Below are 12,420 nucleotides of genomic sequence, written 5' to 3'. Positions count from 1 at the left end.
CCGACTCCTCCTTGAGCCTTATGCGGTCAGTGAGCGACCGGGCACTTGCCGGTGTAGTCGACCTGCCAATGCTTGATGCCGTTGAGCCAGCCGGATTTCAGCCGCTCGGGCTGGCCGATGGGTTTCAGGTCGGGCATGTGATCGGCGACCGCGTTGAAGATCAGGTTGATGGTCATGCGGGCCAGGTTGGCGCCGATGCAGTAGTGAGCGCCGGTACCGCCGAAGCCGACGTGCGGGTTCGGGTTGCGCAGGATGTTGAAGTCGTGCGGGTTCTCGAAAACCTCTTCGTCGAAGTTGGCCGAGCGGTACGACATCACGACGCGCTGGCCCTTCTTGATCTGTACACCGCCCAGTTCGGTGTCCTCGAGCGCGGTGCGCTGGAAAGCCGAGACGGGCGTGGCCCACCGCACGATCTCGTCGGCTGCGGTGTCCGGACGCTCTTTCTTGTACAGCTCCCACTGGTCGGGGTGCTGCGAGAAGCCGATCATGCCGTGCGTGATCGAGTTGCGCGTGGTCTCGTTGCCCGCGACGGCGAGCATCACGACGAAGAAACCGAACTCGTCGTCGGAGAGCTTCTCGCCCTCGATGTCGGCCTCGATGAGCTGCGTGACAATGTCGTCGGTGGGGTTCTTCGCCCGCTCCTCGGCCATCTTCATCGCGTAGGTGATGAGCTCGAACGACGACATCGCCGGATCGATGTCGGCGTATTCGGGATCCTCACCCGCGGTCATCTCGTTCGACCAGCGGAACAGCTTGTCCCGGTCATCCTGCGGGACACCGAGCAAGCCGGCGATGGCCTGCAGCGGCAGTTCACACGAGACCTGCTCGACGAAGTCACCGGTTCCGGCCGCCGCGGCCTCTTTGGCGATGTTCTGGGCCCGCGCGTCGAGTTCGTCCTTGAGCCGTCCGATCGCGCGCGGCGTGAAGCCGCGGGAGATGATCTTGCGCAGCCGGGTGTGCTGCGGGGCGTCCATGTTGAGCAGCACGGCTTTCTGCAGATCGATCGCGTCGCGCGTCATGTCCTGCGGCCAGACCGGGATGGCACCGTCGGGCGAGCTGCCGAAGATGTCGTTGCGCTTCGACACCTCTTTGACATCGGCGTGCTTGGTGACGAGCCAGTAGCCCTTGTCGCCGAAGCCACCGGTGCCGCCCGGTACGTCGACCCAGTGGATGGGCTCGGACTTCCGCAACTCGGCAAGTTCTTCGACGGGCAGGCGCTCGAGGTTCAGGGACGCGTCGAGGAAGTCAAAGTCCTTGGGGATGTTCGGGCAGGCCATGTGACTACTCCTAGTGTCTGTAGCAGGCGTGATCTGGCTAATAGCACCTGACACAACGTGGTCTAGTACCGATTACGACCATTGAAACATGCCTTGACCGCAGATCAAAGGCGGTGTCGCATCGTCGCTTGTCAGAGTAATGAAACGTGTTCTAGCCTGGCGACATGGGTAATCCTGTCATCGTCGAAGCCACTCGCAGCCCGATCGGCAAGCGCAACGGCTGGCTGTCCGGCCTGCACGCGACCGAACTGCTGGGTGCCGTACAGAAGGCACTCGTAGAGAAGGCCGGGATCGAGGCGGGCGACGTCGAGCAGATCATCGGCGGCTGCGTCACGCAGTACGGCGAGCAGTCCAACAACATCACCCGGGTGGGCTGGCTGACGGCGGGCCTGCCCGAGCACGTCGGCGCCACCACGATCGACTGCCAGTGCGGTAGCGCGCAGCAGGCCAACCATCTGGTGGCCGGGCTGATCGCCACCGGCGCGATCGACATCGGCATCGCGTGCGGCATCGAGGCGATGAGCCGGGTCGGACTCGGCGCCAACGCCGGCCCGGACCGCAGCCTGATCCGCGCGTCGTCGTGGGACATCGACATGCCCAACCAGTTCGAGGCGGCCGAGCGGATCGCCAAGCGCCGGGGCATCACCCGCGCCGATGTCGACGCGCTCGGCCTCGCATCGCAGCGCAAGGCCAAGCAGGCCTGGGCGGAGGGCCGGTTCGACCGCGAGGTTTCGCCGATCTCGGCTCCGGTGCTCGACGAGAACAAGCAGCCGACCAGCGAATGGGCGCCGGTGACCCGCGACCAGGGTTTGCGCGACACCACTGCCGAGGGGTTGGCGTCGCTGAATCCGGTGCTGGAAGGCGGAGTTCACACCGCGGGCACGTCGTCGCAGATCTCGGACGGTGCCGCCGCGGTGTTGTGGATGGACGAAGACAAAGCCAGGGCACTGGGCCTCAAGCCCCGCGCCCGCATCGTCGCGCAGGCCAACGTCGGCGCCGAAACCTATTACCACCTCGACGGGCCCGTGCAGTCCACCGCCCGGGTGCTGGAAAAGGCCGGGATGAAGCTCGGCGACATCGATCTCGTCGAGATCAACGAGGCGTTCGCGTCGGTGGTGTTGTCGTGGGCGCAGGTGCACGATGCCGATATGGACAAGGTCAACGTCAACGGCGGCGCGATCGCGCTCGGGCACCCGGTCGGGTCGACCGGCGCGCGCTTGATCACCACGGCGCTGCACGAATTGGAGCGCACCGACAAGAGCACGGCGCTGATCACGATGTGCGCGGGTGGAGCCTTGTCCACCGGCACGATCATCGAGCGGATCTGAGCCCGTTCCGTGGCGATCTCAGATGCCGACCGGATCGCGGCGGCGCAGGCCTACATCGATGCACTGGCGACACACCAAGCCGACGCGGTGCCGTTCGCTCCGGACTGCATCCGCATCGAGATGGGACTGAAGACGGGACGGTCGGGAGATCACTTGCGGCGCAGTCTGAACAACGGTCCGCAGTTCAAGTTGATCGAGCAGGTCACGCCTCCGGAGTTCACGGTCGACGGCGACACCATCCGGGCCCGGTTCGACGTTTTGACCAAGCCGCGGCTCTTCGGCAGGCGGGTGTGTTCCCACGTCGACGAAACCTTCCTGATCCCGGCGTCCGATGGCAAGATCCACCACATTCACGCCACGCTCAAGCCGTTCATCAGTCGATAGGTTCCGCTATGGCAAACCCGCCCAAGGCGCTCAATTCGAAGCCCGTCGGCTTCCTCATCAAGCAGATGTCGCGCGCCAACACCTGGATCTTCAAGAAAACCAACGGCAAACTCGGTGACAAGTTCCTGCGCGGGGCACCGGTGGGCATCTTGACCACGATCGGGCGCAAGACCGGCGAGCCGCGCGAAAGCCCTCTGCTCTTCCTGCAAGAGGGCGAGCGGATCGTTCTCGTCGCATCGCAGGGCGGGCGCGCCACCAACCCCATGTGGTACCTGAACCTCAAGGCTAACCCCAAGGTGACCTTCCAGACCAAGACCGAGCACCTGGCCCTGATGGCGCGTGACGCCACGGACGCCGAGCGCGACGAGTACTGGCCGAAGCTCGACGCCATGTATCCCGATTTCGCGGCCTACCGGTCCTACACCGACCGGAAGATCCCGATCGTCATCTGCGATCCGGCCTGACCACGAAGTGCCAGCGGCGCCCCTGACCTGAGAGGTCGGGGGCGCTGCTCGTTTCGACGCAAGCTAATTACGCAACTCCCAGTAGCTGAATTGACGTGTGAACAAATTCTTGATTATGTTCTGTGAGCCCGCACACAGTGAACGGCAAGTGAGCGGCAGCCCACATTTGGTGAACCGATGGAGACCTTATGCAACACCTCAAGCGACGCCGGGCCGCCGGCGCTGCCGCGACCACTCTGACGGCTTGCAGCCTGTTCGCCGCGGCGACCCTGCCTGCCGGCGCGATGACCGTGACGTTCATCCGGCACGCCGAGTCGCAGGGCAACGCCTCCGGGTACATCGACACGAGCACACCGGGGCCGCACCTGACGAATGATCAGGTCAATCAGAACGGCGGTGCGACCGGCGAGGAGCAGGCACAGGCGTTCGCCGATGCTCAATGTCCGAGTGCGCCGTGCGATGCGTTCGATGCGGTCTACGCCTCGACCATGATTCGCACGCAGGAGACCGCAGCACCGTTGGCCGAGAAGCTGGGGTTGCCGGTCACGATCCTGGGTGCGTATGACCCGGAGAATCCCCAGCGGAACTCCGGCGTTCAGGAGATCAGTGCCGGCATCTTCGAGGGCCTGCCCGAAAGCGAAGGCATCGGCCGCATCGGCTACATCCTTGCGCCGTTGGCTTGGACATTGGGCCTGCAATTCGTCTCGATCCCCGGCGGTGAGAGCGGCCTGGCGTTCAACGAGCGCGTGACGAATGCCCTTGCCGACGTTGAATCGGGCACCACAGACACCAACGGCGACGGCGAGATCGACGCCGCGGTGTTCTCGCATGGGGCCACGATCATGATGTGGACGATGATGAACGTCGACAACCCGAATCTGCTGTTGATCGTTGAGCATCCGTTGAACAACACCGACACGGTCGTGGTCGAGAAGAATGCCGACGGCAGTTGGACCCTCAAGGAATGGGCCGGGGAAGAGGTCGGCCCGGCCAACTACCCGACCAAGATGTTCGTCAATGTCCGCGATCTGATCGTGGCGCCGCAAAAGGCCGTCTACGACATGCGTCTGCCCGTCCTGTCGCTTGACGCTCAGGGCATCGTGACGACCGGCGCCCAAGGCGTTCAGGACGTCGCCGCGGCCGGCGTCAAGTTCGTCAAGGATTCGATCACCGACACCGTCGATGCGATCACCGGCACCCCGGGCTCGTTGAACGAGTCCACGCCACAGGTGTCGGACCTCAGTACCCGCAGCGTCACCGCCGACAGCGAAATCACGCCTACAACAAGCGATCTCACCGAGAACGCCGAATCGGCCGGAGAGAACGCTACTGCGTCCGTCGAACAGAAGGTCTCGACGGTCCGGACATCCAACGGCGCGACGAAGCTGACCACCGGCAACAAGGTGGAGCCGGGCAAGGCCTTTTCCGCAGCGCGTGACCGGGTGAACCGGGCGGCAGAAGACGTGCGCGACGGGGTCGAGTCCTCCGTGCAGCAGGTTCGCGACACCGTCAGGAAGCTCGCCGGTGCCGACAAGGACAAGGACAACGCAGCGGACGGCGACGCGAAGGCTGCCTCAGAGGACGCCGCCTAGTTGCACGAGCGGGAAAGCTACGCGCCGTAGACCGGAACGGCCGGGCGGGCCTTGCCGAGGAGATCGGACACAACAGGGCCCAGCTCGGCCGGATCCCAACGCGCGCCCTTGTCGATTTCGGGTCCGTGCGCCCAGCCTTCGGCCACCCGGATCTTGCCGCCCTCTACCTCGAACACCTTGCCGGTGACGTCTTTCGACTCCACACTGCCGAGCCACACCACGAGCGGCGACACGTTCTCGGGCGCCATGGCGTCGAAGTCCTGATCCTGCGTTGCCATCATGTCGGCGAACACGGTCTCGGTCATCCGTGTGCGGGCCGACGGTGCGATGGCGTTGACGGTCACGCCGTAGCGACCCATCTCGGCGGCGGCGACGAGAGTCAGGGCGGCGATACCCGCCTTGGCGGCACTGTAATTGGCCTGCCCGACACTGCCCTGCAGGCCTGCCCCCGAGCTCGTGTTGATGATGCGCGCTTGAAGTTCGTCGGGGCCGGTGCTTCCGCTCTTCACCTGCGCGCGCCAATAGGCCGCCGCGTGCTTCATCGTGGCGAAGTGTCCCTTGAGGTGCACCGCGGTGACGGCGTCAAACTCCTCTTCCGAGGTGTTGGCGAACATCCGGTCGCGCACGATGCCCGCGTTGTTGACGAGTACGTCGAGCCCGCCGAACGCGTCGACCGCGGTCTGGATCAGGCCCTCGGCCTGAGCCCAGTCGGCGACGTTGGCGCCGCTCGTGACGGCTTCGCCGCCGGCAGCGACGATTTCGTCGACGACGCCCTGCGCGGCGCTGCCGCCGCCTGCCGGCGAGCCGTCCAGGCCGACCCCGATGTCGTTGACCACGACGCGGGCACCCTCAGCGGCGAACGCGAGCGCATGCGCGCGCCCGATCCCGCCACCGGCGCCCGTCACGATGACCACGCGGCCGTCGAGCAATCCCATGCTGTGTATCTCCTCTATTTGATCGCAGTTGTGGTCGCGAGGTAATGCGGTGGCTCGCCGCCGCCATGCACCTCAAGTGATGCCCCGCTGATGTATGACGCCGCATCCGAGGCCAGAAAGGCTGCGGCCCAACCGATGTCGGCCGGCTTCGCAAGGCGCCCGAGCGGAACGTTCTTCGAGATGGCCGCGATCGACTCGGCGTCGCCGTAGAACAGTTCGGACTGTTCGGTCTCGACCATGCCGACGACCACCGAGTTCACCCGCACCTTGGGCGCCCATTCGACGGCAAGCGTGCTGGTGAGGTTGTCGACGCCGGCTTTCGCGGCGCCGTATGCCGCGGTGCCGGGCGTGGGCCGGTGCCCGCTGACACTCGAGATGTTGACGATCGTTCCGCCGCCGTCCTGGTTCTGCATCACTGCGTTGGCGTGATGCGAGACCGACAGCGGGCCAAGCAGGTTGAGTTCGATGATCTTGGTGCTGAATTTCGCCGACGCTTCGGCCGCGGGCACATAGGGCGAGCCGCCCGCGTTGTTGACCACTACATCGAGGCGGCCGTGCTTGTCGACGACGGACTCGATGAGCGCCGCGACCGCGAAGTCGTCGCGCACGTCGCAGCTGTGGAACTCGTAGGGCAGCCCTTCGACGGGACGGCGGGCGCAGGTCACCACGGTGGCGCCCTGACCGGCGAAAACGGCGCTGATGCCGGCACCGACCCCGCGCACTCCGCCGGTCACCAGGACCACCTTGCCGGTCAATCCCAAATTGATCGCACCGGGTTCTGGCGTATCGGTCACTGTGCTAGCGTACCAAGCAAGTGCTTGCTTAGGTAGCGACCGCGATCAAGGGACCTCGATGACGATCACATCCACCACAGTCGAACCGGGCATCGTCTCGGTCACCGTGAACTACCCGCCCGTCAACGCCATTCCGTCACGCGGCTGGTTCGAGCTCGCCGACGCGATCACCGCAGCGGGCCGCGACCCGCGGACCCACGTGGTGATCCTGCGGGCCGAAGGTCGCGGGTTCAATGCGGGTGTGGACATCAAGGAGATGCAGGCCACCGAAGGATTCACCGCGCTCATCGACGCCAACCGCGGCTGCTTCGCGGCGTTCAAAGCCGTCTACGAGTGCGAGGTCCCGGTCGTCGCGGCCGTCAACGGGTTCTGCGTCGGCGGCGGCATCGGTCTGGTCGGCAACGCCGATGTCATCGTCGCGTCCGACGACGCCAAGTTCGGCCTACCCGAGGTGGAACGCGGCGCGCTCGGCGCGGCGACCCACCTGTCACGGCTCGTGCCCCAGCACATGATGCGCAGGTTGTTCTTCACGGCCGCCACGGTCGACGCCGAAACCCTGCACCACTTCGGTTCCGTGCACGAGGTGGTTCCGCGGGCCGAGCTCGACGAGGCCGCCCTGCGGGTCGCGCGCGACATCGCCGCCAAGGACACGCGGGTGATCCGCGCCGCCAAGGAGGCGCTGAACCTCATCGACGTGCAGAAGGTGAACTCCAGCTACCGCATGGAGCAAGGCTTCACGTTCGAGCTGAATCTCTCCGGCGTCTCCGACGAACACCGTGACGCTTTTGCCGGAACCGACAAGGGGACCAAATGAGCGACAAGAGAACGACTCTCGACGAGGCCGTCTCGTCGATCCGAAGCGGTATGACGATCGGTATCGGCGGCTGGGGCTCGCGGCGCAAGCCGATGGCCTTCGTGCGGGCGCTGCTGCGCACCGACGTCACCGATCTGACCGTCGTCACCTACGGCGGTCCCGATCTGGGCCTGCTGTGTTCGGCAGGCAAGGTCAAGCGCGTCTACTACGGCTTCGTCTCACTCGATTCGCCGCCTTTCTATGACCCGTGGTTCGCCAAGGCCCGCACGAGCGGTTCGATCGAGGCCCGTGAGATGGACGAGGGCATGCTGCGTTGCGGCCTGCAAGCCGCCGCACAGCGGTTGCCGTTCCTGCCGATTCGCGCCGGCCTCGGCAGCGACGTACGGGCCTTCTGGGGCGACGAGCTCAAGACCGTGAAGTCGCCCTACCCCACCGGCGACGGCTACGAGGAACTGGTCGCCATGCCGGCCCTGACGCTCGACGCCGCGTTCGTGCACATGAATCTCGGTGACGCACAGGGCAACGCCGCCTACACCGGCATCGACCCCTACTTCGACGACCTGTTCCTGATGGCCGCCGAGAAGCGTTTCCTGTCCGTGGAACGTGTCGTTGCAACTGATGAACTGGTCAAAGCCGTTCCGCCGCAGGCTCTGTTGATCAACCGGATGATGGTCGACACCGTGGTCGAAGCCCCGAACGGGGCGCACTTCACCACGGCCGAACCCGACTACAAACGTGACGAGAAGTTCCAGCGGCACTACGCCGAGGCCGCCGGCTCCGACGAGAGCTGGGCCGAGTTCGTCAAGACATATCTGTCGGGCAGTGAGGCCGACTATCAGGCCGCGGTACGGGAATTCAAGTCGGCCCAGGAGGCGAAATGATGTCTGTGTCCCGCGCTGAGGTGTGCGCCGTCGCGTGCGCCGAATTGTTCCGCGACGCCGGTGAGATCATGGTCAGCCCGATGACGACGATCGTGTCGGTCGGTGCCCGGCTGGCTCGGCTGACGTTCTCCCCCGACATCCTGCTCACCGACGGCGAGGCACGACTCATCGCCGACACCCCGGCGATCGGGGCTGCCGCCGCGATCGAGGGCTGGATGCCGTTCGGCAGGGTGTTCGAGACCCTGGCGTGGGGCCGCCGCCATGTGGTCATGGGCGCCAACCAAATCGACCGGTACGGCAACCAGAACCTCTCGGCGTTCGGGCCGCTGCAGCACCCGACGCGCCAGATGTTCGGGGTGCGCGGCGCGCCGGGCAACACGATCAACCACGCGACGAGCTACTGGGTGGGCAATCACTCCAAGCGCGTGTTCTGCGATTCGGTCGACGTCGTCTCGGGAATCGGTTGGGACAAGGTCGATCCCGACAATCCGGCGTACCGCTTCGTCAACGTGTACCGCGTGGTGACCAACCTCGGCGTGTTCGACTTCAACGGTCCCGACCACCAGATGCGTGCGGTGTCGCTGCATCCCGGTGTCGAAGCCGACCAGGTCGCCGAGAACACGTCGTTCGAGGTCCACGGCCTCGCCGACGCCGAGACCACGCGCCTGGCCACCGAAGAGGAGCTCAAGCTGCTGCGCGAGGTGATCGATCCGAAGTCGTTGCGCGACAAGGAAGTCAAGGTTTAGCCGATGGGCAAGCTCAAGACCCCGCTGACCGAATTGGTCGGCATCGAGCATCCCGTCGTCCAGACCGGGATGGGCTGGGTGGCCGGTGCCCGCCTGGTTGCCGCCACGTCCAACGCGGGCGGGCTCGGCATCCTGGCGTCGGCGACCATGACGCTGGAGGAACTGCAAACCGCGGTGTCCAAGGTCAAGGCAGCCACCGACAAACCTTTCGGCATCAACATCCGTGCCGACGCCGGCGACGCCTACGAGCGCGTCGACCTCCTGATCCGCGAAGGAGTCAAAGTCGCCTCCTTCGCTCTAGCTCCCAAGCCCGAGCTGATCGCCAAGCTCAAAGACGCGGGCGTGGTGGTGATCCCGTCGGTGGGCGCGGCCAAGCACGCCAAGAAGGTCGCGGGCTGGGGCGCCGATGCGGTGATCGTGCAAGGCGGCGAAGGCGGTGGCCACACCGGCCCGGTCGCCACCACCCTGCTGCTGCCGTCGGTGCTCGACGCGGTCGCCGACACCGGTATGCCGGTGGTGGCGGCAGGCGGCTTCTTCGACGGTCGCGGGCTGGCCGCAGCACTGTCCTACGGTGCCGCAGGGGTCGCGATGGGCACCCGGTTCCTGCTGACCTCGGATTCCACCGTGCCTGACGCCGTCAAACAGCGCTATCTGCAGGCCGCCCTGGACGGCACCGTGGTGTCGACCCGTGTGGACGGGATGCCGCATCGCGTGCTGCGCACGGGCCTGGTCGAGAAGCTGGAAAGCGGCTCGCGGGCCCGCGGGTTCACCGCGGCGGTGCTCAACGCGCAGAAGTTCAAGAAAATGTCGGGCATGACCTGGCGGTCGATGATCAAAGACGGCATGGCCATGCGGCACGGCAAAGAACTCACCTGGTCGCAGGTGGTCATGGCGGCCAACACCCCGATGCTGCTGAAAGCCGGTCTGGTGGAAGGCAACACCGATGCGGGTGTGCTCGCATCGGGCCAGGTGGCGGGCATCATCGACGACCTGCCCTCATGCGCCGAGCTGATCGAGAACATCGTCGCCGACGCCGTCGGGCATCTTCATGCGGCCGCCGCGCTCGTGCAGTAACAGCGAAATCCGGGCGTCGTCGCCCCGGCATTCCTAGACTCGCCTGGTGAAGATGAACGCGCCCGTGCTGTGGGACGTCAACGGCGACTGGAGCATCGAAGAAGTCGAGCTGGACCCGCCGCGGGACGGTGAGGTCCTGGTGTCCTTCCACGCCACCGGCCTGTGCCATTCGGATCATCACGCACGCACCGGCGACCTCGCCGGCCCGCTGCCGCTCATCGGCGGCCATGAAGGTGCCGGCGTCGTCGAAGAGGTCGGCCCCGGAGTCCGCGATCTACGGCCCGGCGACCACGTGGTGGCGTCGTTCCTGCCGGCGTGCGGCCGCTGCCGGTGGTGTGCACGCGGACGCCAGAACCTGTGCGATCTGGGCGCATTCATCAACACCGGGACGCAGCTCGACGGCACGTACCGCCGTCACATCGGCGACCAGGACATCAACGTCATGCTGCTGTTGGGCACGTTCGCGCCGTACGGCGTGGTATCCGAGGCGTCCCTGGTCAAGATCGACGATGACCTGCCGTTGTCGCGAGCGTGCCTGATCGGCTGCGGCATGACCACTGGCTGGGGTTCGGCGGTCAACACCGCGAACGTGCAACCCGGTGACACCGTCGTGGTGATCGGCTGCGGCGGCGTGGGCAGCGGCGCCATCCAAGGTGCACGCCTGGCCGGCGCGGAGAAGATCGTCGCGGTGGACATCGCTGCGGGCAAGCGGTACAAGGCTTTTGAGTTCGGCGCCACACATTTCGCGACATCGATGGCCGAGGCCGCGTCGCTCGTCGGCGACATGACCAAAGGCAGTATGGCCGATTCGGCGATCCTGGCCGTCGGACTTGTCGAGAGCCACATGGTCGGCGAGGCGCTCGACATCGTCAGCAAGGGCGGGGCCGTGGTGCTGACCGCGCTCGCGCCGGAAACCGATGTGACGCCGACGATGTCGATGGCGGCGCTGACCCTCTACCAGAAGCGCCTGCTGGGCACCCGGTACGGAGAGGCCAATCCGCGCAACGACATCCCGCGGCTACTGAGCCTCTACCGTGCGGGCAAGCTGTTGCTCGACGAGGCCGTCTCCACCGAGTACCAGATAGGCGACATCAATGCCGCCTACGACGACATGCTCGCGGGCCGCATCATCCGGGGCGTGGTCATTCACGAGCACTGATCGGACGCAGGTCGGTCGTGTCGCCCGGCCGGGTGAGGGTCAGGACCGCCCGCACGATCTCGGGGCGTGACTGCAGGGCGTCGGCGATCGCGTTGAGCCGGGTGGCGACGTCGGATTCGGCTGCGTCGCCGGTCAGGTCGACGGCCGCGACGAGGTAGATGCGGTCCGCGCCGACCCACTCCATGTGCAGGTAGCTGACCCGTTCGATGTCGTGGTGGTCGAGCAGTTGCCGCAGCACGTTGTCGCGTCCGCGAGGCGTGACCGCCTCGCCGGTGAGGAAGTCCATGTTGCGCCCGATCAGGAACAGCGCGACGCCACCGAGCAGCAGTCCGACGAGGATCGAGCCGATCGCGTCCCAGATCGCGTTTCCGGTCAGCTCGTGCAACAGAATGCCCGCCGCGGCGATCACGATGCCGATGAGTGCCGACAGATCTTCGGCGAACACCGCGCGCAGCATCGGGTTCGACGTGACCCGGATGTAGCGCAACGGATGGATGCGCCGTCGCACCGCACCCGAGCGGGTCTGCTGCAACGCCTGCGCGAACGACGTGCCTTCGAGCACGAAGGACACCGCGAGCACCGCGTAAGCCCAGCCGTACGACGTCGTCTCCGCCTCGCCGCCCAGCGACGAGATCCCATGCCAGATCGACACCACCGCGCCGACCGTGAACAACCCGAACGCGGCGAACATCGACCAGATGTAACCGGCGCGGCCATAGCCCAACCGGTGCTCGGCGTCTGCGGGCTTCATCGACTTACGGGTGCCGATCAGCAGGAACACCTCATTGCCGGTGTCGGCCCACGAGTGCGCGGCCTCGGCCAGCATGGACGCCGAACCCGTGATCCCCGCGACCACGGTCTTGGCAATCGCGATGAGCGCGTTGGCGCCGAGCGCGATGGCGACGGTGAGGAAGCTCTCGTCCTTGGTGGTGTTCTCGGCCGAGCTCATGTCACCACCCTCGCGCATCGCGC

General features: G+C 66.0%; 13 protein-coding genes. 9 read left to right on the top strand and 4 right to left on the bottom strand.

Going from position 1 to position 12,420, the window contains the following annotated elements:
* Positions 1 to 26: 26 nt before the first annotated feature.
* Positions 27 to 1,277, bottom strand: a complete 1,251-nt coding sequence (locus ACOI2T_RS03975) for a cytochrome P450 (RefSeq protein ID WP_067858514.1) — start codon at positions 1,275 to 1,277, stop codon at positions 27 to 29.
* A gap of 164 nt (positions 1,278 to 1,441) precedes the next feature.
* On the opposite strand from ACOI2T_RS03975, the gene ACOI2T_RS03970 reads away from it, so the two are divergent.
* The 4 genes from ACOI2T_RS03970 (at position 1,442) to ACOI2T_RS03955 (ending at position 5,045) form a co-directional block, all read left to right on the top strand.
* On the top strand, positions 1,442 to 2,605 hold the full coding sequence (locus tag ACOI2T_RS03970) for a steroid 3-ketoacyl-CoA thiolase (RefSeq protein WP_085143394.1): 1,164 nt from the start codon (positions 1,442 to 1,444) through the stop codon (positions 2,603 to 2,605).
* Positions 2,606 to 2,614: 9 nt separating this feature from the next.
* The gene (locus ACOI2T_RS03965) at positions 2,615 to 2,989 is read left to right on the top strand and encodes a DUF8021 domain-containing protein (RefSeq protein WP_409502721.1); all 375 of its coding nucleotides are present in this window, start codon (positions 2,615 to 2,617) and stop codon (positions 2,987 to 2,989) included.
* A gap of 8 nt (positions 2,990 to 2,997) precedes the next feature.
* Positions 2,998 to 3,453, top strand: coding sequence for a nitroreductase family deazaflavin-dependent oxidoreductase (locus ACOI2T_RS03960; protein ID WP_409502720.1), 456 nt, complete (start codon positions 2,998 to 3,000; stop codon positions 3,451 to 3,453).
* Positions 3,454 to 3,641: 188 nt separating this feature from the next.
* Positions 3,642 to 5,045 (top strand): histidine phosphatase family protein, encoded by a 1,404-nt coding sequence (locus ACOI2T_RS03955; protein WP_409502719.1) that lies wholly within the window; start codon positions 3,642 to 3,644, stop codon positions 5,043 to 5,045.
* Between the two features lie 17 nt (positions 5,046 to 5,062).
* Here the strand turns inward: ACOI2T_RS03955 and ACOI2T_RS03950 are convergent, their stop codons facing one another.
* Positions 5,063 to 5,980 (bottom strand): SDR family oxidoreductase, encoded by a 918-nt coding sequence (locus tag ACOI2T_RS03950; RefSeq protein ID WP_067858530.1) that lies wholly within the window; start codon positions 5,978 to 5,980, stop codon positions 5,063 to 5,065.
* 14 nt (positions 5,981 to 5,994) lie between these two features.
* The gene (locus ACOI2T_RS03945) at positions 5,995 to 6,774 is read right to left on the bottom strand and encodes an SDR family oxidoreductase (protein WP_067858533.1); all 780 of its coding nucleotides are present in this window, start codon (positions 6,772 to 6,774) and stop codon (positions 5,995 to 5,997) included.
* 58 nt (positions 6,775 to 6,832) lie between these two features.
* Between ACOI2T_RS03945 and echA20 the strand changes: the two genes are divergently transcribed.
* From echA20 to ACOI2T_RS03920, 5 genes are read left to right on the top strand one after another with little or no spacing between them, the layout of a single operon-like run.
* Positions 6,833 to 7,588 carry a (7aS)-7a-methyl-1,5-dioxo-2,3,5,6,7,7a-hexahydro-1H-indene-carboxyl-CoA hydrolase gene (echA20, locus tag ACOI2T_RS03940; RefSeq protein ID WP_409502718.1) on the top strand — a complete coding sequence of 252 codons (756 nt, stop codon included), beginning with the start codon at positions 6,833 to 6,835 and terminating at the stop codon, positions 7,586 to 7,588.
* Entirely contained in the window at positions 7,585 to 8,469 is an 885-nt protein-coding gene (ipdA, locus tag ACOI2T_RS03935) for a cholesterol ring-cleaving hydrolase subunit IpdA (RefSeq protein ID WP_067858539.1), read from the top strand. The genes echA20 and ipdA overlap by 4 nt, the downstream gene beginning before the upstream one ends.
* Positions 8,466 to 9,215: a cholesterol ring-cleaving hydrolase subunit IpdB gene (gene ipdB / locus ACOI2T_RS03930; RefSeq protein WP_409502717.1), complete on the top strand. Its 750-nt coding sequence runs from the start codon at positions 8,466 to 8,468 to the stop codon at positions 9,213 to 9,215. The genes ipdA and ipdB overlap by 4 nt, the downstream gene beginning before the upstream one ends.
* 3 nt (positions 9,216 to 9,218) lie before the next feature.
* Complete coding sequence (ipdC, locus tag ACOI2T_RS03925; protein WP_409502716.1) at positions 9,219 to 10,289, top strand: (3aS,4S,5R,7aS)-5-hydroxy-7a-methyl-1-oxo-octahydro-1H-indene-4-carboxyl-CoA dehydrogenase; 1,071 nt, start codon at positions 9,219 to 9,221, stop codon at positions 10,287 to 10,289.
* A 46-nt stretch (positions 10,290 to 10,335) separates the two neighbouring features.
* Positions 10,336 to 11,448, top strand: coding sequence for an NDMA-dependent alcohol dehydrogenase (locus ACOI2T_RS03920; RefSeq protein WP_409502715.1), 1,113 nt, complete (start codon positions 10,336 to 10,338; stop codon positions 11,446 to 11,448).
* Here the strand turns inward: ACOI2T_RS03920 and ACOI2T_RS03915 are convergent.
* Positions 11,432 to 12,397 carry a cation diffusion facilitator family transporter gene (locus tag ACOI2T_RS03915; RefSeq protein ID WP_085143453.1) on the bottom strand — a complete coding sequence of 322 codons (966 nt, stop codon included), beginning with the start codon at positions 12,395 to 12,397 and terminating at the stop codon, positions 11,432 to 11,434. The genes ACOI2T_RS03920 and ACOI2T_RS03915 overlap by 17 nt on opposite strands.
* Between the last annotated feature and the right edge of the window lie 23 nt (positions 12,398 to 12,420).

The sequence above is a fragment of the Mycolicibacterium wolinskyi str. Jessa 2025 genome (assembly GCF_049241375.1).
Classification (GTDB): Bacteria; Actinomycetota; Actinomycetes; order Mycobacteriales; family Mycobacteriaceae; genus Mycobacterium; species Mycobacterium wolinskyi.
Note: the sequence above shows the minus strand (reverse complement) of the source record. Positions and strands in the feature narration are given on the sequence as shown.

Excerpts from the sequence above, each read along its gene's own strand:
- ACOI2T_RS03975 (WP_067858514.1), bottom strand. The coding sequence starts at position 1,277 with ATGGCCTGCCCGAACATCCCCAAGGACTTTGACTTCCTCGACGCGTCC.
- ACOI2T_RS03970 (WP_085143394.1), top strand. The coding sequence starts at position 1,442 with ATGGGTAATCCTGTCATCGTCGAAGCCACTCGCAGCCCGATCGGCAAG.
- ACOI2T_RS03960 (WP_409502720.1), top strand. The coding sequence starts at position 2,998 with ATGGCAAACCCGCCCAAGGCGCTCAATTCGAAGCCCGTCGGCTTCCTC.
- ACOI2T_RS03955 (WP_409502719.1), top strand. The coding sequence starts at position 3,642 with ATGCAACACCTCAAGCGACGCCGGGCCGCCGGCGCTGCCGCGACCACT.
- ACOI2T_RS03950 (WP_067858530.1), bottom strand. The coding sequence starts at position 5,980 with ATGGGATTGCTCGACGGCCGCGTGGTCATCGTGACGGGCGCCGGTGGC.
- echA20 (WP_409502718.1), top strand. The coding sequence starts at position 6,833 with ATGACGATCACATCCACCACAGTCGAACCGGGCATCGTCTCGGTCACC.
- ipdA (WP_067858539.1), top strand. The coding sequence starts at position 7,585 with ATGAGCGACAAGAGAACGACTCTCGACGAGGCCGTCTCGTCGATCCGA.
- ipdB (WP_409502717.1), top strand. The coding sequence starts at position 8,466 with ATGATGTCTGTGTCCCGCGCTGAGGTGTGCGCCGTCGCGTGCGCCGAA.
- ipdC (WP_409502716.1), top strand. The coding sequence starts at position 9,219 with ATGGGCAAGCTCAAGACCCCGCTGACCGAATTGGTCGGCATCGAGCAT.
- ACOI2T_RS03915 (WP_085143453.1), bottom strand. The coding sequence starts at position 12,397 with ATGAGCTCGGCCGAGAACACCACCAAGGACGAGAGCTTCCTCACCGTC.